Here is a 25953-nt window from a genome sequence, read left to right on the forward strand (position 1 = left end):
CCCATTTTTTAACCCTAAATTTTTTCCAGTAAAAATCGGAATTTACATATTTCGAGTATTATCCTTTCTAAACCTCTAAATATCAAAGGATTACGCCATTTTTATTTATTAATTTGCGAAACTTCTGGACAGAATCCAACCCACTGCTTTCTATAATCTGCTTGATTGTCTGTAACGCCCGTTCAGAAATCATCAAATTTCTATCGCGCCTTGAACGCACTTTTTTGTCGAGGGGCGTGATGATGCCAAAATTGCTGTTTATGGGCTGAAAATCCTCTATACGCGGGTCGGATATATAATGGGCCAGCGCTCCGATGGCAGTGGTATCCGGAAAATCGATGGGCTGTCTGCCATGAAGCACCAACGCCAGGTTAAGCCCTACCACCAGACCGCTGGAAGCCGACTCCACATACCCCTCCACACCGGTGATTTGCCCCGCAAAATATATATACGGATTGCTCCTTAATCCATAATACGAGTTGAGCAGCTTGGGCGAATTGATGTAAGTGTTGCGGTGCATCACCCCATAGCGGACAAACTCGGCATTCTCCATCCCTGGAATCATTGAAAAAACCCGCTTTTGCTCGCCAAACAGCAGGTTGGTCTGAAACCCCACCATGTTATACAGGGTGGCCATGCGGTTATCCTGCCTGAGCTGTACAACAGCGTACGGCTCCTGCCCCGTTCGTGGATCGCGAAGCCCCACGGGTTTTAGGGGCCCAAACCGCAGGGTATCTATACCCCTTTTGGCCATCACCTCAATGGGCATACACCCCTCAAACACCTTTTCATCCTCAAATTCCTTCAAGGCTACCGTCTTTGCCTTTACCAATTCATGCCAGAATCTCTCGTATTCCTCCTTCGTCATGGGGCAGTTGAGATAGTCTTCCCCTCGCCCATACCTTGATGCCTTAAATATCTTGTTAAAATCCAGCGAATCTCTCACCACAATGGGAGCTGCGGCATCAAAAAAATAAAGATACTCCTGGTTGACCAGCCGTTTTATGGCTTCTGAAATAGCTGGCGAGGACAGCGGCCCTGTCGCTATAACCACATAACAGCCCTGGGGTATTGATTTTACCTCTTCGCGAATCAATGAGATATACGGATGGCTTTGGATCTTGTCGGTGATGTATTGTGCAAACAGTTGCCTGTCAACCGCCAGCGCTCCACCAGCCGGCACCTTGGTGGCGTCGGCCGCTTCTATTATCAGAGAGCCAAGCAGCCGCATCTCCTCCTTCAAAAGGCCTGAGGCGTTCTCCAGCCTAAAAGAGCCCAGCGAATTGCTGCACACCAGCTCTCCAAGATATTCGGTATGATGTGCCGGCGTCATGTTGTGAGGCCGCATCTCATACAGCTCAACGTGGATACCTGCCCGTGCAAGCTGCCATGCCGCTTCACACCCGGCCAACCCGCCACCTATTACAACTACCTTATCCATGGCTTGTCTCACTTCTTTCCTGACGGTATCTACACTCCTTGTTTGTGCACATCAGAAACTCTTCCCCGTTTTTCCTCTGCCTGACCACCATTAAAGCCCCACATTTCGGGCACCTCTCATCAGCCGGCATGTCCCATGATATAAAATCGCATTCGGGATAGTTTTCACAACCATAAAATTTTTTGCCCTTTTTTGTATACTTTACAACGATAGCGCTGTTGCACTTAGGGCACCGAGCCGAAATCTCCTCTACATAAGGTTTAGTATTGCGGCACTCTGGAAAGTTTGGACAGGCCAAAAATTTGCCATACCGTCCCGTCTTGATGACCATATTTGCCCCGCATTTTTCGCATTTGACATCCGATACCTCGTCTTTAATTTCTATCTTGGATATGGCTTCATCCGCCTTTTTGAGCAGTTCTTGGAAAGGAATGTAAAATTCTCTCACTATCTCACGCCAGTCCTTTTTGCCCTCTTCAACCTCGTCCAGCTGCTTTTCCATCTCGGCCGTGAATCTATAATCCACTATATCCGGGAAATACGTCATCATGAGATCGTTTACTATGAAGCCCAGTTCGGTGGGCACCAGGCTTTTCTTCTCCCTCACTACATAACCCCTTGCGATGATGGTTGAAATGGTGGGAGCATAGGTGCTGGGCCTGCCGATGCCCATCTCTTCCAGGGCACGGACCAGCGACGCCTCGGTATACCGCGGCGGCGGCTGTGTAAAGTGCTGCTCAGGCAACAGCTTTTCCAGCGTAAGCTTCTCGCCTTCGCTCACCTCTGGAAGCTCTACATCCTCCTTTTCCTTTTCGGCCGGTTCGTTATCGCTGCCTTCCATATAGATAACGGTATAACCGGCAAAGGTCTTGCGCGACCCGGTTGCCCTGAACATATATCCATTGTCTCCGGTGATCTCTACCGTCATGGTTTCATACAGGGCCGGGGCCATCTGGCTGGCCAAAAATCGGTCGTATATCAAGCGGTAAAGCCTGTACTGGTCATTGGTCAAGGAATCCTTTATGGACTCCGGTTCCCTCAATATGGAGGTAGGCCGTATGGCCTCGTGGGCATCCTGGGCGCCTTTTTTGCTTTTATACTGGTTGGGCTTCTCGGGAAGATACTGCTGCCCATATTTTTCTCTTATATACTCCAGAGCTTCCTTCTGAGCCTGCTCAGCGATCCGTGTCGAGTCGGTACGGATGTATGTTACCAATCCGACTGCACCTTCGCCCTTAATTTCAACGCCTTCATAAAGCTGCTGGGCAACCATCATGGTTTTTTGTGTGGTAAAGCCCAGCTTCCGGTAAGCCTCCTGCTGAAGAGTGCTAGTAGTAAACGGCGGTGGAGCACCGCGCTTTTTAAGGCCCTTTTTAACTCTCCGAACGACATATTCCGCCACCTGAAGCTTTTCAATGAGGCTCTTTACTTCTTCTTCATTTTTAGGGGTAATTTTGTTATCCACCGAGCCGTAAAAACCGGCTTCAAAGGCTTTGCCGTCCCGTTTTACAAACTCTCCAGTTATCGTCCAGTATTCCTCCGGGACAAACTCCTGAATCTCCCGTTCCCTCTCGCACACCATTCTGGTGGCCACCGACTGCACCCTGCCGGCGCTCAACCCCCCCTTGATCTTCCGCCACAGCAGAGGGCTTATCATGTACCCAACTACCCTGTCCAAAACCCTGCGCGCCTGCTGAGCATCTACCAGACACATGTTGATGGCCCTGGGATGTTTTATTGCGTTTCTGATGGCCTGCTGTGTAATCTCATGGAATTCTATCCTGCATGTACTGTTGGGGTCTATATCCAGCAGGTGAGCCAGATGCCACGATATGGCTTCCCCTTCCCTATCAGGGTCTGTAGCCAGATAGACTTTCTCGGCATTCTGCGCTTCCTTCTTGAGCCTGTTTATTATCTCACCTTTGCCTCTTATGGTTATATATCTGGGTTCGAAATCGTTTTCAATATCCACGCCCAGCTGGCTTTTGGGCAGGTCTCTCACATGCCCCATGGAAGCTTCAACTTTATATTTACTGCCCAAAAATTTTTTTATGGTCCGGGCTTTAGCAGGAGATTCCACAATAACCAAATCCTGTGCCACTTTATCCCTCCATTCAAATCATCCACTGCCTAGCAAATTTTCCGCCAGGTAATTGCTTTACTATGCCCTTCATCTCAAGAAGGGTTAAAATCGCATTGAGTCTGCCTACGTCAAAACCTGTAATGGCAGCAAGCTCTTCTAACTGCTTTTCGCCATCCTCAAGTGCATTATACACTTCTGTCTCAAAAATATCCAGCTGATAAGAAATACCTGAGGACTGTTTGGCCTTTTTATTGACGGTTATACCCAGGTCTTCCAAGATATCGTCGGCACACGTCACTGGCCTGGCACCCTCCTTTATCAGCTGGTTGGTACCGCTGCTGTAAGGGCTGGTAACATTGCCCGGCAGGGCATACACCTCCCTGCCCTGCTCTAAAGCAAAATCAACGGTGATAAGCGCTCCGCTGGTACTGCCGGCTTCCACCACCAGCACAGCCTGGGACAAACCGCTTATGATCCTGTTTCTTGCCGGGAAATTGCCGGCAGCTGGTTGCGTACCTGGGGGATATTCGCTTATCAAGGTACCATACTGCTGCATCTGCATAAACAATTTCTTATTTTCCCTGGGATATATAACATCCACTCCACATCCCAGAACTCCTATGGTATAGCCACCGGCCCGTATAGCACCTCTGTGCGCCATGGTATCTATTCCGCGGGCAAGGCCGCTTACTATCGTAACTCCAGCGCACGATAGCTCATAGGCCAGCTTTTCAGCCATTTGCCTGCCGTATTCCGAAGTCCTCCTTGAACCCACGATTGAAACCATGAAAGGCGTCTCCTTCAGAGGTTGTCCCTTACAATAAAGCACCGGTGGAGGATCATATATGGTCTTCAAAAGTTTAGGATATTCATCATCTATCAAAGTTATTACCCCAATATCAGGGTCTTCAGCAATTTTTTGAGCTTTCTCAAGGTACTCCATGCTTTTGTGGATTATGACGTTTTGTACTCCCCTGTCTCCAATCAACCTGCATGCATCCAAGATGTCATCACAGGTGCACTCCCACACTGCTTTTGGGCTGCCAAACCTCTTTACAAGGTAGTAAAACCGCTTGGCACCTATACCAGGTATACTGGACAGCCATATCCAGTACACCTTATCAGCAATATCCCCCACCGCAATTCTCCCCCATACAAACCGACTTTTTCATCTCTTATGATACATTTGACATACCACTGCGTCAAGCAAGAGTTGCCAAAACATCTTAGATTAGGTGAATTTTCTTGTCAAACGCTGGTACACTATGATACAATTTTCGGTGAGGAGTAGAAGGAAATGGCAGTAGAAATAAGCACAAAAACAGGCATATTGTTTGAAGATATCAAATTCTGGGATATGGGATACAACTTGATAGGAGGCGTTGACGAGGTGGGCCGAGGGCCGCTGGCCGGCCCTGTAGTGGCTGCCTGCGTGATTCTACCAAAAGGGACGCTCATCGAAGGCATAGTGGGTTCTTCCCCCGTCATCAGGGATTCCAAGAGGCTTTCACCCGCCAAACGCGAACGGCTATATGACGTAATAATGTCAAAGGCCATCGCGGTGGGTATAGGCCGCGTGGAGCCAGAAGAGATAGACAGGATCAACATACTCAACGCTGCGCGTAAGGCCATGGAGCAGGCAATAGCCAGCTGTCATCCCAAGCCTGATTGTCTGCTGATAGATGCCCTTGAGCTCAAAAACTGTTCAATCCCACAGTTTCCCCTCATAAAGGGCGACGTGCGTTCGCAGGCCATTGCCGCTGCTTCCATAATCGCCAAGGTCACCAGAGACAGCGAGATGATAAGATGGGCACATATCTATCCTCAATATGGTTTTGAAAAGCACAAAGGCTATGGCACAAAACAACACATAGAAAACATAAAGAGGTTTGGGCTGTCTCCCATACACCGCAGGACTTTCTGCGCAAAATTCATAGGTAAATAATTGGTCTTCTGCTAAAAGAATTGCAAAGCTAAACAGACCAAATACATTCCAAAACCCGCCGATTAAATTATCAAAAGCAATTCATCTCCATCTTCTGCACGATGGAGATGAATTACCAAATTTGATAAAATATTCCCTGAGTGTTGGCTAATGTACAAAACCCAGAAAAATTTTAAGGAAAGTAGCTGGCGAGTCTGCTGTGGAGCGGATAGTCAGTAGTGGGTGTGTGGATCACCCTGTGAGAATAAGGGTAGGTTGGACTACCAAACTTCTCATGAAGCCACCATCTCTATAGGTGGTTGATAGTTCACAAAAGTCTATAAAAGCCACTTTCTCTGTTAAGAGGGAGGACCCACGGATGAATAGCAAACAGCTTGGCAGGTGGGGCGAAGAAAAGGCAGCGGAGTACCTGCACGAGAAAGGCTTGAATATCGTCGAACACAACTACCGCTGCCCTATAGGTGAGATGGACCTCATAGCACATCAGGATGACACGTTGGTATTTGTTGAAATAAAAACCCGTCGAAGCTTGAGCTTTGGGCTTCCGGCCGAATCGGTGACCTTCAAAAAGCAAAGAAAATACCTCAAAATAGCCCAGTACTATATGAAAGAAAAGGGAATTGCAGACGTCAACTGTCGCTTCGACGTGGTAGAAGTGATGGTAACCCCAGATGGTTCATGTCAGTTCAACCACATCATCAATGCCTTTTGAGCAAAGGAGGACCTATCTTGCTGGCAAAGGTAAAGAGCGCTGGCCTGTTTGGGATAGACGGGTATATCATAGAAGTCGAGGTGGATATATCCAACGGTCTGCCGGCATTCGACATAGTGGGCCTGCCCGACACTGCAGTGAAGGAGTCCAAGGAGCGCGTAAGAGCGGCAATAAAGAACAGCGGCCTCGAATTTCCCATGAAGCGCATCACCGTAAACTTAGCCCCAGCCGACACCAAAAAGGAAGGACCGGCTCACGACCTGGCCATTGCAGTATCGATACTTCTGGCCACCGGCCAAATTCCCTATCACCGCCTTGCCGACAGCGTTTTTTTGGGCGAGCTTTCGCTGGACGGAAGCATCAGGCCTATACACGGCGTGCTGCCCGCTCTTCTATCGGTAAAAAATCACATCCATAGCGTCATTCTGTCGCCGCAAAACGCGCCCGAGGCCAGCCATGTAAAGGATATAGAGGTATATGCCATAAGCTCGCTTGCCGAGCTGGTTTCCATATTCAGAGAAGAAAAGAGCGCCATTCTCTGCCAAGGCCCTTTCAACTTTGACACAGACCTTAAGCAACAGCCAATGGAGGACTTTGCCGATGTAAAGGGACAAGAGGGCGCCAAGCGCGCCCTTGAAATTGCGGCAGCCGGCGGGCACAACGTGATTATGATAGGCCCGCCTGGCTCGGGTAAAACCATGCTGGCTCGAAGGATGCCATCGATACTGCCAGAACTCACCTACGAAGAGTCCTTGGAAATCACAAAGATATACAGCGCTGCGGGCATGCTTGAGGCCTCCGATGGGCTCATAAGGGTGCGGCCTTTCCGTGCACCGCACCATACCATCTCGGCCGCTGCGCTGATAGGCGGGGGCAAGATCCCTAAGCCGGGCGAAATCAGTTTAGCCCACCATGGCGTATTGTTTTTGGACGAGCTGCCGGAATTTAAAAGGGATGTACTGGAGGCTTTGCGACAGCCGCTGGAAGACGGCAAGGTGACCATATCCCGATCCAACGGCACCGCAGTGTTTCCGGCATCATTCACCCTCATCGGCGCGGCCAATCCCTGCCCCTGTGGATTTTTGGGCGACAGCTCAAAGGAATGCACGTGCACCCCCATGCAAATAAGTCGATACTTAAGCAGGATATCGGGGCCATTGATGGATCGCTTTGACATTCAAATAGAGGTCCCACCCATTTCATTTGATGAGCTCACCAGCCATCGCCCACCTGAAACCTCTAAGTCGATAAGAGACAGGGTAAACAGAGCGCGGCAAATCCAACTTGAGCGCTATAGAAGCGAAGGAATATTTTACAATGCCCAGCTGAATTCGAGGTTGGTGGAGAAATACTGCGTCTTGAGCAGCAGCCAAAAAAAGATGCTGCACAAAGCTTTTACCTCGCTTAACTTAAGCGCACGGGCATATGACAGAATACTAAAAGTGGCTCGAACCATAGCAGACCTGGAAGGATGCAAGCATATAGAGGATCACCACCTGGCAGAGGCCATACAGTACAGAAAGCTTGATCGCCGAATGTGGCTGTAGAAATTACGGGGTTTCAAGCGTAAGCGCTCCCAGCCTGCCAGAACGATAATCCTGAAGCAACTGCCTGGCCCCCCTATCCACATCGGGGTTGCCCCCGGCACGAATCCACTTCTGGTTCAGACATATGGCTTCCAGCACACTATAACCGTCCATGCTTTCTATATCATTAATGCCGTACCTCTTCTGGATCGCTTGAGGATACAGGCCTCTGAGCGTATCAATAAAGCTCACAGCTACCTCTACCATATCGATGACGTCGTCGCTGATGGAACCTATGTATGCCAGGTGCAACATAGCGGTCTGGTCCTCCGCTCTGGGCCACAAAAGTCCGGGCGTATCCAGAAACTCTACGTAAGGATGGACCCTTATCCACTGTTTTCCTCGAGTCACGCCGGGCTTGTCGCCCACCCTGGCCTTGGCGCTTTTGGCCAGGCCGTTGATAACGGTGGATTTGCCTACGTTGGGTATCCCCACCACCATCGCCCTGGTGGGCTTGTAGATTCCCTTCTGCTGATACACAATCCGTCGCCTTTCCTCAGCAAACTGTATGATGCTTTTCCTAAGCTTGTTTATGTCGTTCATATCGAGGCAGTTGACAGCCTCTACCCACATGCCCTGGCTCTTAAAAAAATCGACCCAGCGCTGGGTCATCGTAGGGTCGGCCAAATCCTTCTTGTTGAGCAGTATCAGGCGCTGCTTATTCTTACAAAGCGCCACAAACTCGGGGTTGGTGCTGCTTCTTGGAACGCGAGCATCGCGCACCTCAATAACCAAATCTACCAGCTTTATGCTCTCCTGGATGACCCGCTTGGCCTTGCTCATATGGCCGGGATACCAGTGAATGTGCAGACTCATCTTGTCTCTCCTTTATTTAAATATTGTAACGGCCCACACAGGCCATATCCTTATCTTTGCCTTGCCAATAATGTTTTGCATAGGGATAAAACCCACATGGGAATTCCTGCTGTCGCGGCTGAAGTTCCGGTTGTCCCCCATTACGAAGATTGTGCCCTCCGGCACAACGGTCCTGGGATACTCGCCCATAGTCGGTTCCGCAATATATGGCTCTACCAGCGCCTCACCGTTTACGTACACCTTGCCATCCCTTATCTCTACAGTATCCCCTTCCACTCCTATTACCCTCTTTATATAGTTTACCCGGGGGTTGTCAGGATTTTTAAACACCACAATATCTCCCCGCTGAGGCTGTTTGAATTTATAGCTCAGCTTGGTTACAATAAGGCGATCGCCTGATTCCAGCGTGGGGTGCATCGACGACCCTTCCACCAGCACCACGTCAAACACAAACATGCGCAAGAGAAATGCAAGAAGCAGGGCTGTAACGATGGACTCCAGCCACTCCACCCATTCGCTTTTTTTAGCTTCCTCCATTTGGTTCACCTGTCTTTTCTAATTACTAATTTTTTACATTTATCTAATTTTAATCTTCACACTATTCAGTGTGGCCTTTTCCCACTTCTAACAAAAGTGGGCTTCCCCTTTTATCGAGAGAAATTTACACGGATACAGGGATTACTCCCTACTACCCGATCACCGGTCTCCATCTTCAGAGAGGCTTCACTTCAGACCGGTCAGGCCTGGCCTGATCATAGCTCAGGCCAAACTCTTGAAGCACCTCTCATCAACCTCTTAAAACAAAGTGGCTTTACCAGGGTATATCTTCGTAACCCATCGCAGATATCAAATTCCTTCCGTGAAGCCATTGCCCAATATCGTCGAAAACATCGTTGAAAATATCTTTGTAAAAATAAACGAAGTTTTATCGCTGTACCCCGGTTTTTAAAACCCTCAAGCTTTCTAAAGCCCATACAAAGCAATATGGGACTGCTGGCAGTCCCATATTGTCGTTGAATCAGAAGCCTTTTTCTCTGATTTTGGTGGCTTTGCCCACCCTGTTCCTCAAATAGAACAGCTTGGCCCTGCGCACCTTACCTTTTCTGATGACCTCGATGTGGTCGATCATGGGAGAGTGCAGCGGGAATGTTCGCTCAACGCCTACACCATACGAAACCCTTCGCACGGTGAAGGTCTCCCGGATTCCGCCATTCTTCTTCTGTATAACAACCCCTTCAAAAGCTTGAAGCCTCTGGCGATTCCCCTCAACTACCTTTACGTACACCCTAACGGTATCCCCTACATTGAACTCGGGAATATCCTTTCTAATCTGTTCGCTCTCTATAGCCTTTATGATATCCATGGCCTTTTCCTACCTCCTTTCCGCTAGGCATAACTTTATGTGCACAGCCAATACGCTGACCTCGCAAACCCATAAAAATCATTATATAGCACACAGGCTTTACTTGGCAATACCTACTTTTCATATCTTCAGGAGCCTTCCATCTCCTGCTTTACCTCTTTAAGCAGCTCAATCTCGTACGGCGATAACTCAGCCTTTTCAAGCAGATCAGGCCGCTTTTTCAGGGTGTTCCTCAGGCTCTCCTTTAGCCTCCAACGGCTTATCTCCTGGTGGTTGCCCGACAGCAGGACATCCGGCACGGTATAGCCCTCGTAGTTGTAAGGCCTTGTATACTGGGGGTATTCCAGCAATCCCCGGGCAAAGGACTCATCTTGGGTAGATTCCGGGTTGCCAACCACGCCAGGTATCAGCCGTGCCACGCAGTCGATAAACACCATGGCAGGAAGCTCTCCACCTGTAAGGACATAATCCCCTATCGAGACCTCCAGGTCGACAAACTTGTCGATGACCCTTTGGTCCACCCCTTCATAATGGCCGCATATGATCACCATATGCTGCTCCTGTGCCAACTGTTTAGCCAGCTCTTGATTGAGTACCTTTCCCTGCGGTGACATCAGTATTACCTTTGGCTTGCCATCCTGACAGCTTCCCAAAACGTGATACAGGGCATCAAATAAAGGCTGGGGCGCAAGTATCATCCCGTGTCCTCCGCCATAGGGATAGTCATCCACTTGCTTGTGCTTATTTTTGGCAAAATCCCTTATGTTGTACAGATTTACCTTAAGCAGGCCTTTTTCAACGGCCCTTCCTATAATGCTGCTGGATAGCATGGGGATAAACATGTCAGGGAAAAGTGTGAGGACATCAATCTTCATTGGGCAACAGCCCCTCTAGCTCGTCGGCATTGACCACTATCTTCCTCTTTTCAATATCCACATGTATCACGACTTTCTTTAGAGCGGGAATTAACACCTCTTCCTTGTCCCTTACCACATAAACATCGTTGCTGCCGGTATGCAAAACGCCGGTGATGCGCCCCAACAAACGTCCGTCACTGGTCTCAACGCAGCAACCAACGATGTCGGCAATGTAGTAAGTATCCTCTGGCAGAGGCCGTGCCTGCTCCCTGGAGACCCACAGGTATTCGCCACGAAGGGTTTCAGCCTGGTTCCTGTCCTCAAACCCTTCAAGCTTCAGTATCACAAAGTTTTTTATATATTTCCTGCCTAGGACTTTGACAGGTATATACCTGTCTCCTCTCTTCAAAAACACCTTGTCCAGGTCATCGAACCTATACATGTCATCGGTGAGCGGCTCCACCTTTACCTCGCCTTTGATACCCTGGGGCTTTGACACATACCCGACGGAAAGGTACCTGCGCAAAGACATTATTTAAAAAAACCTCCTGCCCTAAACCGGGCAATTATATGATCTCAACTATGACTTTCTTTCCCTCTTTCACAGCAGCGGCCTTTACTATGGTGCGAATGGCTTTGGCAATACGCCCCTGCTTGCCAATCACCTTGCCCATATCCTCAGGAGCAACCTTCAGCTCGATGATTATCGATTGCTCACCGCGCACCTCGTTTACGCTCACCTGATCAGGATTATCTACCAGAGATTGGGCAATGAATTTTACCAGTTCTCCCATCGTGCAAGCACCTCCATGATATTTTCATATATTGTTATGTCCAACAGATTGGTAGTCTAGCTCATGCAGTACCTTTCATAGTACTCCACATTTTTTCAGAAGTGCTCTCACCGTATCAGTGGGCTGGGCGCCTTTCTTCAACCAGGCCTGCGCTTTTTCCACATCGATCTTGACCTCTTCCGGGTCAGAAAGCGGATTGTAATATCCAATCTCTTCTATGAATTTGCCATCCCGCGGCGATCTGGAATCGGCTACAACCACTCGATAGTGGGGCGTTTTCTTGGCACCCATTCTCTTAAGCCTTATCTTTACTGCCACAATCTCACCTCCGTTTCCTGCAGCTTAAAGGTTCTATATTGCCACCAGCCACCTGCATCTTTTGCAAGCAGCTGGACGCTTTCGATTATAATGTATAATGGGAAACTCCATTTCATGATTAAGATTTCCTTATAACAGTTCACACGTAAAAGCTCACAGGTAGCTTACTATATCATAGAAACGGGAACCTGAACCTTCCTCGCTTCATGGCCTTCTCTATGCTGGACACCTGCTTCATCATCTTCCTGAACTGCTCGAAGGATTTGAGCAACCTGTTCACATCCTGTATGGTGGTACCACTGCCCGCGGCAATACGCTTCTTGCGGCTGGCGTTGATGATAGACGGATTACGCCTCTCTTCAGGAGTCATGGACTGGATTATGGCTTCGGCCTTGACCAGCTCCTTTTCGTTCAGCGCACCGGCAGCCGACAGCTTTTGCACGTCAACCCCAGGCAGCATCCCTATGATATCAGTCAGAGAACCCATATTTTTAAGCTGTTGAAGCTGGTCCAGAAAGTCTTCCAAGGTGAACTGCTGCTCTCTGAGCTTTCTCTCAAGCTCCTGAGCCTTTTTCTCATCGATGGATGCCTGGGCCTTCTCTATCAGGGTGAGTATATCCCCCATTCCGAGAATGCGCGACGCCATACGATCAGGATGGAAAGGCTCCAGGTCCTCCAGCTTTTCACCGGTTCCGATGAATTTGATGGGCTTGCCTGTAACGGCCTTTATGGACAGAGCGGCACCGCCACGGGTGTCTCCATCCAGCTTGGTCAGTATGACCCCATCCAGGCCCAGCCTCTCATCAAAGCTTTTGGCCACGTTTACAGCATCCTGTCCCGTCATGGCATCGACCACAAGAAGTATTTCATGGGGCTTAACCTGAGACTTGAGCTTTGAGAGCTCCTCCATGAGCTCTTCATTTATGTGAAGCCTTCCTGCAGTATCTATTATTACGATGTCCCTCTGTTCCTTTCTGGCAAACTCCAGTGCCTCGCTGGCAATCTGTACCGGGTCCTTCTGGCCACGCTCAAATACCGGCACTCCAACCTTTTGGCCCACTACCTGCAGCTGCTTGATGGCCGCAGGCCGATATATATCGCAAGCCACCAGCATGGGATTTTTCCCCTGTTTTTTGAAATAACCCGCCAGCTTGCCAGCGGTTGTGGTCTTACCGGACCCCTGCAGTCCCACCATCATTATCACGGTGGGAGGGTTGGGCGCCATATTGACCTTGCTTTGAGTGCCCCCCATCAATGCTGTCAGCTCTTCGTTCACTATCTTTATGACCTGCTGCCCCGGAGTCAAGCTCTGCATTATCTCCTGGCCAACAGCCCTTTCGGTAATCTTCTTCACAAGGTCCTTTACCACAACAAAGTTTACATCGGCCTCGAGAAGCGCCAACCTTACCTCGCGCATGGCCTCCTTAACGTCTTTTTCGCTCAGCTTTCCTTTGCCTGTCAGCTTCTTTAGCGCCGCCTGCAGCTTTCCCGTCAGCCCCTCAAACGCCATGTTCTAACCTCCCAATCCATGTATCACCCAGATCCATCAGCCTTTGCCTGATGTTCATCAGCCTTTGCTTTATCTCGCCAGGCGACTCTGCAAAGCTCTCATCCGGCAGCTTGCATATGCGCTCCAGCTCCTGTATAACGTCATTTATTCCGTCTTCAAACGCCGTCCATCGCCTGTAATAGTTTAATTTTTTATCGAGCGCGTACAGCGCCTGCTCTCCTCTTTTAATCAGGTCATAGACGCCCTGCCTGCTTATATTATGCATTTCAGCAATCTCGGCCAAAGAGAGGTCATAATTGTAATAGAGGTCAAGCACATCTCTTTGCCTAGGGGTCAACAGCCCTCCATAAATGTCCAGCAGCAGGGCTATCTCGGCTAATTTTTCCATATATCCACCCGCTGTAAAGTATTTTTGCTTTACAGCGAAATATTATACCCCAATTCACTACATAAAACAAGTACTTTTTAGTTAAAAGTTTCAAACTTCCAGAAAAATGGCCAATCAGACTCACAAACATGAGATTTATATACTAAATTCACAAGCAGAGATTTAGCAGTAAACTTTAAACCTCGTCAAACAAAGCATCCACAAAGGCTTGCGCATCGAAGCGCTGCAGGTCGTCCAGCCCTTCACCCACGCCTATGAACCTTATGGGGATACCCAGTTCAGACTTGATGGCTATTATGATACCACCCTTTGCCGTCCCATCCAGCTTGGTGAGTATAATCCCCGTCACGTCCACCTTCTCTTTAAACATTTTGGCCTGGGAGACGGCGTTTTGGCCGGTGGTGGCATCCAACACCAGAAATACCTCCTTGTGGGCCTCGGGGTACTCCCGGTCAATGATCCTGTTTATCTTCTCAAGCTCGTTCATTAAGTTCTTCTTGGTGTGCAGCCTTCCTGCAGTATCGCATATCAGCACGTCAATACCCCTGGATTTTGCAGCCTGTACGGCGTCAAACACCACGGCAGCAGCATCGGAACCTTCGGTATGGCGCACGATCTGGCAGCCCACGCGGTTTGCCCAGATTTCAAGCTGCTCGATGGCAGCAGCACGGAAGGTATCTCCCGCTGCCATGAGCACCCTCTTGCCCTGTTTTTGATACATATGAGCAAGCTTGCCGATGGTAGTGGTTTTCCCCACTCCATTGACGCCCACTACCAGGAAAACCGCAGGATAACGCGGATTGAACTCCTCCTGCTCGCCCAGTATTGCTATAATCTCTTCTTTTAAGACATGCCGTACTTTCTGGGCCTCCCTTATTCTTTCCGCTTTGACGCGCTCTCGAATCTTATCCATCAGCTTTGTGGTGGTGCTCACGCCCACGTCTGCGAGTATGAGCAGCTCTTCCAGCTCATCAAGCAGCTCATCGTCCACCTCATTGTGGTATTTAAACAGCTGGTCCATCTTCTCGGTTATGTTCTTTCGCGTCTTGCTCAGCCCCTCTTTTAACCTGCCGAAAAAACCTTTCCTCTCCATAACGCCAACTCCCCTTTTGATATCTTGTGCAGTAAAGCATCAGCTGGCTTTATCAAGCCGCACAGAAACCAGCTTGGACACCCCTTTTTCCTCCATGGCTATGCCATACAGGGCATCGGCTACTTCCATGGTAGGCCTCCTGTGAGTGATTATGATGAACTGGGTATCGCGGGAAAACTCCTTTATAAACCGCCCCAGGTTGACCAGATTAGCTTCATCCAAAGCGGTTTCAATCTCATCCAGCACGCAAAACGGTGTGGGCTTCCTCTTCAATATAGCAAAAAGTATGGCAATGGCCGTCAATGCCTTTTCTCCACCCGAAAGCAACGACAGGCTCTGCAGCTTTTTGCCGGGAGGCTGGGCTATGATGTCTATGCCGCACCCCAGGACATCCGCCTGGTCCTCCAGCACCAGCTCAGCCACCCCTCCTCCAAACAGCTGGGAAAACACCTGCTGGAATTGCTCATTTATCAGCTCAAACTCTTCACGGAACTTCTGTTCCATCACCCTGGTTACGTCCTGTATGATATTGTTCAGGTTGCGCTTTGCCTCGACCAAATCGCGCCTCTGCGATTCCAGAAACTCGTACCGCTCTTTTATGCGCTTGTATTCATCGATAGCGCTTACATTTACCTGGCCAAGGACCTGTATATTTTCCTTAATATTTTGAATCTCCTGGTTTATATTATTCAGTTTAAAGTCCTTGTCCAGATAGGCAAGGGCACCGCTATAAGTGATGCCGTATTCATCCCATATGTTGTTTTGAAGGTTTTCCAGCTCTGCCTCGAGCCTGGACCTCTGCACCTCAAACCGATGCTTTTTGTCTACTATCTCCTCAACAACGCCAGAAAGCTGTTTTATATCGCTGTGCAGGCCTTCCATCCGCTTGGAACGCTCTTCCTTTTCGCTTTCCCTCTGCTTCAACACATCGCTTAACCGTTCTATATCCCCTTTGAGGCGCACAAGCGCTGCCGAGTGCTCCTGCACTTCTTCCTGGCATCGCGCCATCTGCTGCCGGTTGTTCTCCATCAACTCCCGCTTTTTTGCAATGTTCTCTTGCCTGTGAGCCACATCGGTTTCAATTTGGCCTATACGCTGCCTTAAGTTTTCCGCATTAAGCTCAAGCGCAGTTAAATCAAGCCGCGTATCCGCGATGCGCTTTTCAAGCTCTTCTTTGTCCTTCATAAGCCCCTTGAGGCTGGATTCCATGGCTTGGATGGCAGTGCGAACATCTGCGCTCTGATTTTCCAGCTGCTCAATTTCATTCAGCCTGTCCTCAATGAAGGCCTGAATGCGCTTTAACTCATCCCCCAGCCCCTTGCGCTCTTCTTCCAGCCGCGCCACCTCTTGCTCCAGCTTCAAGGCCTCGGCAGTTGTATGCTGTAGCCTCTCTTCTTCCGCGGTTTTTGCCAGCTCCAGCCGATGAGCCCCTTCATCCAGCTGGCCTAGCTGCTTCTCTAGCTCAGCATACTGCTGCTCGAGCATACCCAGCCTGTTTTGCCCATCAACTATGCTGGCTTCTTCCCGCTCAATGGCTTCCTTGAGCTCGGCTATCTCCCTTTTTCGGCTCAATATGCCGGCGCTCCTGGTGCCGCTGCTTCCCCCTGTTATGGATCCACCCGGGTGTATTATATCCCCCTCGAGCGTCACTATCCTGAAGGAATAGGAATACTTTCTGGCCATGGCGATGGCCTGAGTCAGCGTTTCGGTGACCACCACCCTGCCCAGGAGATTCTCAAACACCCTCGAGTATTTAGGGTCAAACTTCACCAGCCGCGAGGCTATACCTACGCATCCATCAAGCCCAAGGGCTTCCCTTTCATGCTCGTTTAAACTTCTGGGCTGAATAGAAGTCAGGGGCAGGAATGTAGCGCGACCATACCCGTTTTTTCGCAAAAACTCTATTATGTACTGGGCATCCTCTTCGGTCTCGGTCACTATGTGCTGAAGGCTGCTTCCCAGTGCCGTTTCAATGGCCAGCTCATACTCCTCGGGCACTTCTATAAGGTCGGCCACTACCCCGCACAGCCGTTCAGCCAGGGCCTTATCCCGCCTGCAGGCCTCAAAAATCTTTCGTATACTCCTGCTGAATCCTTCATAAGCCTGATCCATGTCCTTCAGCAAGTGAAACCTGGATTTCATGCCTTCCAGATTTTGCTTTTGTACCTGAAGAAGGTTGCGGTGCTCAACAATATCAGCCTTCAGCTTATTTATGAGCCCTTTCGCTTCTTCCCTGCGCTTAAGCACATCATGGCTCTCTGATACGACGGAATCAAGCCTTTCCCTAATCCGCCGTTGGTTTTCCATCAGCGCGTCTTTCTGCTGCAGTTTGGAACGTATCAGCTGCTCCGTGCTGTTATACCTCTCCTCCAGATTTTCTTTCTGGGTGCGGTACCTGGTGACGCTGTTTTTGCACTCCGCTAGCCTGTCCAGCACTTGCGCAACGTCACTGCGTCGAACATCCAGCTGCTGCTGTTTCGAAAGCAGCTCTTCCTGAAGATGCGTCAGCTCTGAAGTCAATGTCTCAAGATAACGCTTTTTCTCCTCAATGGTCCTTTCCAAATCTACAAGCTGCTTAATGCAGGCATCCTTTTCGCAAACGCTGCGGGTTATATAGAGGCCCTGTTCCTCTACCTCGGCCTGAAGCCTCTCGTTGTCCTTCTCATACTGGCCTATCCTTTCCTCCAGCAACCGAATGTGGTTTTTGACCTTTTCAACCTCCTGAATAAGGGCATACCGCTGGTTCACCAGCTGCTCTATCTCCTTTTGCGCTCTTTCCATCTCTTGCTGCAGCATCAGCCTTTCCTTCTCCGCCTGCTCCAGCCGCTGCCTGTGAGAAGCTATGTCGTTATCCAGCAGCTGAATCTGGGTATCAAGTTCGTTTATCCTGGCCATATACCTGTCATACTGGTGAATGAACCTGTTGATCTCTAGAAACTTGAGCCGTTCTCGCAGCTTCAAATACTGCTGCGCAACTCGGCTCTGGACCTCTAGAGGCTCCAGCTGCTGGCGCAGCTCGGCAAGTATGTCTTCTATGCGAACTATGTTTTCCTCTGTCTTCTCAAGCTTCCTTTGTGCCTCTTCCTTGCGCAGCTTGTACTTCATTATGCCGGCAGCTTCCTCGAAGATGCCGCGCCGGTTTTCGGCCTGCATGCTGAGGATCTCCTCAACTCTGCCCTGGCCTATTATGGAATACCCCTCTTTGCCTATGCCGGTATCCACAAACAGTTCAACTATGTCCTTTAAACGGCATGGCGTACGATTTATATAATACTCGCTCTCGCCCGAACGAAAAACGCGGCGGGTTATCGACACCTCAGAGTACTCCGTGGGCAGCACGCCATCCGAATTGTCCAGCACAAGGGTTACTTCTGCAAAACCCAGGGGCTTCCTGGTGTGAGACCCCGAAAATATGACGTCCTCCATCCTGCCGCCGCGCAAGGATTTTGCACTTTGCTCACCCAGAACCCAGCGTATGGCATCAGCTATGTTGCTCTTACCGCTGCCATTTGGACCCACGATGGCGGTTATGCCCTTGTCAAATTCTATGCACACCCTGTCGGCAAAAGATTTAAATCCATATATCTCTAAACGTTTCAGGTACAAAACCTCACACCTCTTTACTTTCCCATGTCTTCCAAGGCTTTTTGGGCAGCGTGCTGCTCGGCTTCCTTCTTGCTCCTGCCTATACCTTCTCCCAGCAGTTTATCGCCGTGATACACCCTCGCAATGAATATCTTCTGGTGGTCAGGACCTAAATCTCCCACAATCCTGTACTCGATGGCCTCATCGGATTGACTCTGCAGAATCTCCTGTAGGTCGGTCTTGTAATCCCTGAGCCCCTTACCGCTTACAGCATCTGAAACAAACCCTGATAAGCTTTTCAACACAAATTCCCTAGCTCGATCCAATCCTCCATCCAAAAAAATCGCGGCTATCGTAGATTCAAAGGCGTCTGCCAGTATGGAATCCCTGTTTCGTCCTCCCGTATGTTCTTCTCCCTTTCCAAGCAGCAGTTGCTGCCCCAAATCAATGCGCCTGGCGGCTTCAGCCAGGCACACCTCCGACACCACAAATGCCTTTATCTTCGTCAGGCTGCCTTCCGGAAGCTCGGGAAGATTCCTGTACAAATACTCGCTTATCACCAAGTTCAATACCGAATCGCCAAGGAACTCAAGCCTTTCGTTGTGCTTCACTCCCCCTCCTTGCTCATTGGCATATGAGCTGTGGGTCAATGCAATGTTGAGTAGCTCTATATTTTCAAACCTATATCCCAGGACACTTTCAAACTCCCTCAACTGGCGTTCCCTATTCTCGGATAACATACCCTTCTCCTTTCAATGTCAAATAAAAACCAGCCGGTTCCTATGCTAGATTATATTGTCAATGCAGAGTTTGTCAAGCAAAAAAATAGAGCCAGAAGGCTCTATTCTATGGGTGAATGGAAATCTATTTTAGCTTGAGCTATCCTCGATATCTCTTCATCAAGATGCAGGCGTTGTGCCCGCCAAAGCCAAATGAATTGGACATGGCATATTCGATCTCCCATGGTCGTCCCTGGTTGGGCACATAGTCCAAATCGCAATCGGGATCAGGAGAGGTATAGTTGATGGTTGGCGGAACAAACTGCTCTACGATAGATTTTACCAGCGCCACGGCTTCCACACCGCCCGCTGCTCCCAGAAGATGGCCGGTCATGGATTTGGTGGAGCTTACGGCCAGCTTATAAGCATGCTGGCCAAACACCCGCTTTATGGCCATAGTCTCAAACTTGTCATTGTAAGGCGTTGAAGTACCATGGGCATTTATATAGCTCACTTCTTCGGGTGATACCCCGGCGCTATCCAGCGTCAGCTTCATAGCCCTGGCAGCCCCTTCGCCTTCCGGCGCCGGTGCCGTTATATGATATGCATCATCGGTGGAGCCGTATCCCACCACCTCAGCCAAAACCTTGGCCCCCCTTCTCAATGCGTGCTCCAGGCTCTCCAAAATCAGTATACCTGCACCCTCGCCCATCACAAACCCGTCTCTATCCCTGTCAAAAGGACGACAGGCAGCCTTTGGATCGTCGTTTCTGGTGGACAGCGCCTTCATCGAACAGAAACCGGCCAAAGCAATTTTGGTAATAGGGGCTTCGCTTCCTCCTGTGATCACAACATCGGCCTGGCCATGGCGTATGGCGTTGAAGGCCTCGCCGATGGCGTGGGTACCCGAAGCACACGCGGTTACCACCGTGCAGTTAATGCCCTTGGCTCCTACCATAATTGCCAGCTGGCCAGCCGCCATATTGGCTATCATCATAGGCACCAGGAACGGGCTTATTCTACCCGGCCCTTTTTGCATCATCACCCCGAACTGTTCTTCCAGGGTCTGAATGCCCCCAATGCCGGTACCCAGTATAATCCCAAACCGCTCCTTATCGATTTTATCTAAATTGAGCTGAGCATCCTGGATGGCCATAAAAGCGGCCGCCACCGCAAACTGGGTAAATCTATCCATACGCTTAGCTTCTTTTTTATCCATATAATCTTCCGGCTTAAAGCCCTTTACAGTGGCAGCTATCTGCGTCGGAAACTCGCTCACGTCAAATTCTGCAATCCTGTCAACTCCGCTCTGTCCATTGCAGAGAGCCGTCCAGAAATCCTCCACCGTATTGCCAACCGGGGAAATAACTCCCAAACCGGTTACTACAACCCTTTTCACACACACACCTCCTGAAATCTCGCAAAAGTCAAATTGGTCTATTAATTAAAAGCTTTGGCTCATATCCCTTTACAAGAAATTAAGTTGGCTCCAAACTTGAATGTTTTCGATAACCCATCACATAATTCCAAGGAGGTTTATTATAAAAATAATGAGTCCAGATGAGGCGTCAGATATTAAATTGGGGTTCCCCACAAAGAGGGGAACCCGCTTAATTGCTACTCTTTTGAATGAGCCTTGATGTACTCCACCACATCCCCTACCGTGGAGATCTTTTCGGCATCCTCGTCAGGAATCTCCATATCAAACTCTTCTTCTAGAGCCATGATGAGCTCTACGATGTCCAGAGAATCGGCCCCGAGGTCATCGATAAACTTGGAGTCCAAAGTGACCTCCTCAGGATCAACTCCCAGTTGCTCTACAATTATGTCCCTCACCTTTTCAAAAATCATCCTTTTCACCTCCCTTCAATGCTTGAACTTTCTGCCATCCTTCCAGCATCCACAGCTATAACCACTGGCAGTTCAATCTGTGCTTTTACCAATTGTTTACTGCAGACAATGACATTACTCGAACCATTCATACTATGATTGCTTTTAATACCAATCATATTACATTATCATTCCACCGTCAACATGTATTACCTGCCCCGTAATATACTGACTCTTATCGGATGCCAAAAACCCTACCACATAGGCCACATCCATGGGATCGCCGTATCTTCCCAAAGGTATTTGCTTGAGCATCTCCTGCCTTATAGACTCCGGCAGCGCGGCGGTCATATCGGTTTTTATAAACCCTGGCGCCACGACGTTTACCTGTATGTTGCGCGGCGCCAGCTCCCGCGCTATTGCCTTTGAAAAGCCTATAACTCCTGCTTTGGCCGCAGCATAATTGGACTGCCCTGCATTACCCGCCACGCCCACCACAGAGGATATGTTTATTATCTTGCCCCTTCTCTTTTTTATCATAATCTTAGCCGCGGCTTTAGAGCAATTGTACACCCCTTTCAGGTTGGTATCCAGCACGGCATCCCAGTCCTCCTGTTTCATCCTGATGAGCAGCGCATCGCGGGTGATCCCGGCATTGTTGACCAATATGTGCAAATCCCCGAACTCATTCAGAACCTTCTCAAACATAGCCTCTACTTCCTGTGGATTTGACACATCGGCCTTCACCGCAATAGCCCTGCCACCTTTCTCTTTTATAGCCTCAACCACTTCAATTGCGCGCTGCTCGGAGCTTGAATAGTTGACAGCCACCTGTGCCCCCAGCTCGGCCAGGTATATGGCAATCGCCCTGCCTATGCCCCGTGAAGCTCCGGTTACAAGAGCCGTTCTGCCTTCCAGCTCCATCACATCGTCCCTCCCAGTTCTTTTAAAGTGCTGTCAAGCGACTTTAAGTCCTCCACATTGTATCCCTTTACCTGGCTGGATATCTTCTTCAAAAAGCCGGTGAGAACTTTACCTGGCCCTACCTCAACGAACACCTCAATCCCCTGCTGTATCATGTATCGGATGCTGTCCTCCCAGCGTACAGGGCTGCTGACCTGCTGCACCAGTAGCTTCCGTATGTGCGCCGCATCCCGCACCGGGAGGGCCTCCACATTGGACACCACCGGAATCTCGGGGTCTTTGATGTGTATCTTGTCAAGCTCTTTTTCTAGGGCTTCCCCTGCCGGCTTGAGCAGTGAGCAATGGAATGGCGCGCTGACAGCTAACGGTACCGTTCGCTTTGCGCCCATCTCCTTGGCTATGGTACAGGCCTTCTCCACAGCAGCTACATGGCCTGATATCACGATCTGGCCAGGGCAATTATAGTTTGCCGGCTCCACAACCCCCGCATCCGAAGCAAGCCTGCAGCATTCCTCCACTTTTTCACGCTCAAGGCCCAGCACGGCAGCCATCATACCTTCGCCCAAAGGAACCGCTTGTTGCATGAACTGCCCTCTCTTCATTACCAGTGGGAGCGCATCTTCAAATGAGATGGAGTTTGCCGCCACCAAAGCTCCGTATTCGCCCAGGCTCAGCCCGGCAACCATATCAGGATAAATGCCGTGTTTTTCAAGTACCATCATGGCAGCCACGCTCACCAGGAGTATTGCCGGCTGGGTATTCTCTGTCTTCTTGAGCTCGTCTTCGGGGCCTTCGAAGCATATGCTGGTAATATTCCTGCCCAGTATCTCATCGGCCTTTTCAAACAGTTCCTTGAGCTCATGGTAGTTGTCATACAGCTCCCTGCCCATGCCCACATACTGGGCTCCCTGACCGGGAAATACAAAGGCAATTTTATTTTTCATATGAAACCTCCTCTTTCTTATATGCCACAATCTTCATGTTAACTATTTATATATTAACGCCCATTAAAATCTCAACTACAGATTTCCTCAACCATTTTTATCAACTACTTTGCATCATTCGTTGTAGCTTCCACCGCTATAGGCCTGTTAAAAAACAACACGGCAACTTGGCCAACTCAATTCAGAACAGTTCCACGGGGCTTTAGACCGCCCATCTCATGGCACACGCAGCCCAGGTAAGGCCGCCGCCAAACCCTACCATGACTATGTTGTCACCCTTTTTAACAAGCCCCAACCGTACCGCCTCATCCAGCGCCACAGGTATGGAAGCCGCCGACATGTTGCCGTAACGGTCCAGGTTGACGTATACCTTATCCTCAGGAAGCTCGAGCCGCTTTCTCGCCGCCTCTATAATCCTTATATTGGCCTGGTGGGGAATCAAGAAATCCACTTCTTCTTTGGTGAGGCCGGCTCTCTTCACAGCCTCTTCAGCCATGGAGGCCATGATGCGCACGGCAAACTTGAAAACCTCGCTCCCCTCCATGTGGATGTAATGCAGCTGCTTTTCGACGGTCTCAAAAGAAGCCGGCCGCCTTGAACCTCCCGCCTCAAGGGTAAGTAGGCTAGCGCCCGTGCCGTCCGCTCCCAGAATCTGCGAGAGAAAGCCGTACCCCTCCTCCACCCGGCTCACTATAACCGCCCCTGCGCCATCCCCGAAAAGGACGCAGGTGTTGCGGTCCTTCCAGTTGATAAACTTGCTCAAGCACTCGGCACCGATCACCATCACATTGCGATAAAGCCCGGTGGCTATGAACTGGTTGGCCACAACTATTCCGTATAAAAAGCCCGAACATGCAGCTTCCAGGTCAAACGCCGAAGCATTCACTGCGCCTATATTTTTTTGAACCAGGCAGGCAGTTGATGGGAAATGCATGTCAGGGGTAACGGTTGCAACTATGATCATGTCGATATCCTGCGCTGTGAGATGTGCTCTCTCAAGAGCCCTCTGTGCAGCTATGGTAGCCAAGTCAGATGTAGCAGTATCCTTATCGGCAATGCGCCTCTCCCGAATACCGGTCCTGGTTACAATCCATTCATCAGAGGTGTCAACTATCTTTTCCAGGTCATGATTAGTTATGACCTTTTCTGGCACATAACTTCCAGTGGCGATTATGCCGCCATGAAATAACTTTGCCATACTAGACCTCCTCAGACGATCTCACGTAATCGGTAATGGTCTCCAGCACGTTGTTTTGAATGAACAGCATGGCCTGGCGCACCGCATTCTTAATTGCCCTTGCATCCGAGCTGCCATGAGCCTTTATAATCCCGCCTCTTACACCCAGAAGAGGAGCACCGCCATGCTCGGCATAATCCATTCTCTTTTTGATCCTCTTAAACCCGGGTTTGAGCAGCAGGGCCCCCATCTTTGTCACGGCGTTTTTTGTGAGCTCTTCCTTCAGCATTTGAAACAGGCCCAGGGCCACGCCTTCGGTAAGCTTCAATATGACGTTGCCCACAAACCCGTCGCATACCAGCACATCCACCACGCCTTCCAGCATATCCCTAGGCTCGACATTGCCAACAAAATTGATTGACTTCTCGGCCTTAAGCAGCCTATAAGCCTCTTTGGTCAGCTCATTGCCTTTGGTTTCCTCTTGCCCTATGTTGACCAGCCCTACCGTCGGATTTTTATAACCCATCACTTTTTCCATATATATGGAACCCATTACGGCAAACTGTACAAGGTTTTGAGGCTTGCACTCGGCATTGGCCCCCGCATCTATGAGCAGGGTACCTCTCTTCAAATTGGGTATCATTGGCGCAAGGGCGGGCCGATCAATCCCTTTTATCCTGCCAACTTTAAGGAGCCCACCTGCCATCAAAGCCCCCGTGTTCCCGGCCGATAGGAACACGGCTTTGGGGTCCTGTTTGAGCAACTCAAAGCCCTTTACCATAGACGAATCCTTCTTCGCCCTTATAGCGGCCACCGGAGCATCATCGGCCTCGACGACTTCCGAGGCATGAACCACTGTAAATTTGCCTTCCGGCGCATTCCGCTTTTTTAATTCCTCCCATACGACATCCTCTTTCCCCACAAGGGTGAGAGAAATACCGTATTCACGCGCCGCATCGATACACCCCTGTACAATCTCCCCTGGAGCGTTGTCTCCCCCCATGGCATCCACGATTATGTTCATAAACAAACCCTCCTACTCCTATTGCTCATCGTCCATTGAAACCAGTATAAATTTCCCTCTGAAGGCTTCTTGATGGTTTACCTTTGTCTTTACCCACACGAAATATTTGTTACCTCTGCGCCTCACCACTTCCGCTTTGGCCACCAGCTTGTCGCCCAGATAAACCGGAGTCTTGTATTTTATGTTGGCCACCCCTATCAAAGCCACTTTGGCATCGATCACCGCAATAGCCAAAGACTCGGCCTGGGCATAGATGTAATGTCCGCGCACTATTTTGGTCCTTTGAAATACCATATCCTCAGTCGGGGTTAATATCGAAATGCCGCTTTTGCCCAGCTCTAGTTCAATCAGCTCCCCCACGATCTCCTGACCACCGATGGCGCGAATCTTTTCGTAATTCCGCTCGGCAACGTTTTTGATCCTCTCGCGGAGCTCGGGTATCCCCAGCTCAAGCCTATCCAGCCGAATGGTCTGTACGCTTACGTGAAAGATATCGCTAAGCTCCTCGTCAGTTAAAAACGGATCAGCCTTAAGGCGCTCCAGCAGCGCCCTTTGCCTGGCCTTTTTGGGTAGGTTCAACCGCGCCACCCGTAAATCACCTCGAAATATACCATGGATATAATCTAGGTTCATTAGCTAATATTAATACCAGGTACTAAAAGTAGTATACAAAAATTTTTGATAGAATGCAATAGTTTTTTGATACGAGTGTTATTTTTCTAAATTGCAATATTAAATGCAACACTTTTTTAAAGGAAAGTATGATATAGATATCCAAATTTTTACTGTTTAAAATGTAAAACCTTATGTTGTCAAGGAAAGGGTGGAGATTTTCGAGCGTAAG

26 protein-coding genes are annotated in these 25953 nt (G+C 49.6%); 3 read left to right on the forward strand and 23 right to left on the reverse strand.

Annotated elements, in window-relative coordinates:
- Positions 1 to 82: 82 nt before the first annotated feature.
- From trmFO to dprA, 3 genes are read right to left on the reverse strand one after another with little or no spacing between them, the layout of a single operon-like run.
- On the reverse strand, positions 83 to 1441 hold the full coding sequence (gene trmFO, locus KVG29_RS11565; RefSeq protein ID WP_252228600.1) for a methylenetetrahydrofolate--tRNA-(uracil(54)-C(5))-methyltransferase (FADH(2)-oxidizing) TrmFO: 1359 nt from the start codon (positions 1439 to 1441) through the stop codon (positions 83 to 85).
- Entirely contained in the window at positions 1434 to 3542 is a 2109-nt protein-coding gene (gene topA, locus KVG29_RS11570; protein ID WP_252228601.1) for a type I DNA topoisomerase, read from the reverse strand. The genes trmFO and topA overlap by 8 nt, the downstream gene beginning before the upstream one ends.
- 13 nt (positions 3543 to 3555) lie before the next feature.
- A complete protein-coding gene (gene dprA, locus KVG29_RS11575; protein WP_252228602.1) occupies positions 3556 to 4662 on the reverse strand; it encodes a DNA-processing protein DprA in 1107 nt (368 codons plus the stop codon).
- Positions 4663 to 4821: 159 nt separating this feature from the next.
- Between dprA and KVG29_RS11580 the strand changes: the two genes are divergently transcribed.
- The 3 genes from KVG29_RS11580 (at position 4822) to KVG29_RS11590 (ending at position 7728) form a co-directional block, all read left to right on the forward strand.
- Positions 4822 to 5469 carry a ribonuclease HII gene (locus tag KVG29_RS11580; RefSeq protein WP_252228603.1) on the forward strand — a complete coding sequence of 216 codons (648 nt, stop codon included), beginning with the start codon at positions 4822 to 4824 and terminating at the stop codon, positions 5467 to 5469.
- A gap of 358 nt (positions 5470 to 5827) precedes the next feature.
- Entirely contained in the window at positions 5828 to 6181 is a 354-nt protein-coding gene (locus KVG29_RS11585) for a YraN family protein (RefSeq protein WP_252228604.1), read from the forward strand.
- A gap of 17 nt (positions 6182 to 6198) precedes the next feature.
- Positions 6199 to 7728: a YifB family Mg chelatase-like AAA ATPase gene (locus KVG29_RS11590; RefSeq protein WP_252228605.1), complete on the forward strand. Its 1530-nt coding sequence runs from the start codon at positions 6199 to 6201 to the stop codon at positions 7726 to 7728.
- A gap of 3 nt (positions 7729 to 7731) precedes the next feature.
- Here KVG29_RS11590 and ylqF read toward each other — a convergent pair whose 3' ends face one another.
- The 20 genes from ylqF to fapR form a co-directional block, all read right to left on the reverse strand.
- The gene (gene ylqF, locus KVG29_RS11595; protein ID WP_252228606.1) at positions 7732 to 8583 is read right to left on the reverse strand and encodes a ribosome biogenesis GTPase YlqF; all 852 of its coding nucleotides are present in this window, start codon (positions 8581 to 8583) and stop codon (positions 7732 to 7734) included.
- 12 nt (positions 8584 to 8595) lie between these two features.
- The gene (lepB, locus tag KVG29_RS11600; RefSeq protein ID WP_252228607.1) at positions 8596 to 9120 is read right to left on the reverse strand and encodes a signal peptidase I; all 525 of its coding nucleotides are present in this window, start codon (positions 9118 to 9120) and stop codon (positions 8596 to 8598) included.
- 481 nt (positions 9121 to 9601) lie between these two features.
- A complete protein-coding gene (gene rplS, locus KVG29_RS11605) occupies positions 9602 to 9946 on the reverse strand; it encodes a 50S ribosomal protein L19 (protein ID WP_252228608.1) in 345 nt (114 codons plus the stop codon).
- 128 nt (positions 9947 to 10074) lie between these two features.
- On the reverse strand, positions 10075 to 10821 hold the full coding sequence (gene trmD / locus KVG29_RS11610) for a tRNA (guanosine(37)-N1)-methyltransferase TrmD (RefSeq protein WP_252228609.1): 747 nt from the start codon (positions 10819 to 10821) through the stop codon (positions 10075 to 10077).
- Complete coding sequence (rimM, locus tag KVG29_RS11615) at positions 10811 to 11335, reverse strand: ribosome maturation factor RimM (RefSeq protein ID WP_252228610.1); 525 nt, start codon at positions 11333 to 11335, stop codon at positions 10811 to 10813. Before rimM ends, trmD begins: the two co-directional genes overlap by 11 nt.
- Positions 11336 to 11369: 34 nt before the next feature.
- On the reverse strand, positions 11370 to 11597 hold the full coding sequence (locus tag KVG29_RS11620) for a KH domain-containing protein (RefSeq protein ID WP_025746448.1): 228 nt from the start codon (positions 11595 to 11597) through the stop codon (positions 11370 to 11372).
- A gap of 75 nt (positions 11598 to 11672) precedes the next feature.
- Positions 11673 to 11915, reverse strand: coding sequence for a 30S ribosomal protein S16 (gene rpsP, locus KVG29_RS11625; RefSeq protein WP_025746447.1), 243 nt, complete (start codon positions 11913 to 11915; stop codon positions 11673 to 11675).
- 172 nt (positions 11916 to 12087) lie between these two features.
- Positions 12088 to 13425, reverse strand: a complete 1338-nt coding sequence (gene ffh, locus KVG29_RS11630) for a signal recognition particle protein (RefSeq protein ID WP_252228611.1) — start codon at positions 13423 to 13425, stop codon at positions 12088 to 12090.
- Positions 13415 to 13813, reverse strand: coding sequence for a putative DNA-binding protein (locus tag KVG29_RS11635; RefSeq protein WP_252228612.1), 399 nt, complete (start codon positions 13811 to 13813; stop codon positions 13415 to 13417). Before KVG29_RS11635 ends, ffh begins: the two co-directional genes overlap by 11 nt.
- Before the next feature lie 175 nt (positions 13814 to 13988).
- A complete protein-coding gene (ftsY, locus tag KVG29_RS11640) occupies positions 13989 to 14906 on the reverse strand; it encodes a signal recognition particle-docking protein FtsY (protein ID WP_252228613.1) in 918 nt (305 codons plus the stop codon).
- Between the two features lie 39 nt (positions 14907 to 14945).
- Positions 14946 to 18512 carry a chromosome segregation protein SMC gene (smc, locus tag KVG29_RS11645; RefSeq protein WP_252228614.1) on the reverse strand — a complete coding sequence of 1189 codons (3567 nt, stop codon included), beginning with the start codon at positions 18510 to 18512 and terminating at the stop codon, positions 14946 to 14948.
- Between the two features lie 14 nt (positions 18513 to 18526).
- Positions 18527 to 19231 carry a ribonuclease III gene (gene rnc / locus KVG29_RS11650; RefSeq protein WP_252228615.1) on the reverse strand — a complete coding sequence of 235 codons (705 nt, stop codon included), beginning with the start codon at positions 19229 to 19231 and terminating at the stop codon, positions 18527 to 18529.
- 139 nt (positions 19232 to 19370) lie between these two features.
- On the reverse strand, positions 19371 to 20609 hold the full coding sequence (gene fabF, locus KVG29_RS11655) for a beta-ketoacyl-ACP synthase II (protein WP_252228616.1): 1239 nt from the start codon (positions 20607 to 20609) through the stop codon (positions 19371 to 19373).
- Positions 20610 to 20827: 218 nt separating this feature from the next.
- Positions 20828 to 21061 carry an acyl carrier protein gene (gene acpP / locus KVG29_RS11660; RefSeq protein WP_252228617.1) on the reverse strand — a complete coding sequence of 78 codons (234 nt, stop codon included), beginning with the start codon at positions 21059 to 21061 and terminating at the stop codon, positions 20828 to 20830.
- A 5-nt stretch (positions 21062 to 21066) separates the two neighbouring features.
- Entirely contained in the window at positions 21067 to 21192 is a 126-nt protein-coding gene (locus KVG29_RS12480; RefSeq protein WP_276576544.1) for a hypothetical protein, read from the reverse strand.
- A 28-nt stretch (positions 21193 to 21220) separates the two neighbouring features.
- Entirely contained in the window at positions 21221 to 21964 is a 744-nt protein-coding gene (fabG, locus tag KVG29_RS11665) for a 3-oxoacyl-[acyl-carrier-protein] reductase (RefSeq protein ID WP_252228622.1), read from the reverse strand.
- On the reverse strand, positions 21964 to 22908 hold the full coding sequence (fabD, locus tag KVG29_RS11670; RefSeq protein WP_252228618.1) for an ACP S-malonyltransferase: 945 nt from the start codon (positions 22906 to 22908) through the stop codon (positions 21964 to 21966). The genes fabG and fabD overlap by 1 nt, the downstream gene beginning before the upstream one ends.
- 202 nt (positions 22909 to 23110) lie before the next feature.
- On the reverse strand, positions 23111 to 24106 hold the full coding sequence (locus KVG29_RS11675) for a beta-ketoacyl-ACP synthase III (protein WP_252228619.1): 996 nt from the start codon (positions 24104 to 24106) through the stop codon (positions 23111 to 23113).
- A 1-nt stretch (position 24107) separates the two neighbouring features.
- Positions 24108 to 25109, reverse strand: a complete 1002-nt coding sequence (gene plsX, locus KVG29_RS11680; protein WP_252228620.1) for a phosphate acyltransferase PlsX — start codon at positions 25107 to 25109, stop codon at positions 24108 to 24110.
- Between the two features lie 18 nt (positions 25110 to 25127).
- Positions 25128 to 25742 (reverse strand): transcription factor FapR, encoded by a 615-nt coding sequence (gene fapR, locus KVG29_RS11685; protein WP_276576545.1) that lies wholly within the window; start codon positions 25740 to 25742, stop codon positions 25128 to 25130.
- Positions 25743 to 25953 lie beyond the last annotated feature (211 nt).

This window comes from Caldicoprobacter algeriensis, assembly GCF_023838525.1.
In the GTDB taxonomy this organism is placed as follows: domain Bacteria; phylum Bacillota; class Clostridia; order Caldicoprobacterales; family Caldicoprobacteraceae; genus Caldicoprobacter; species Caldicoprobacter algeriensis.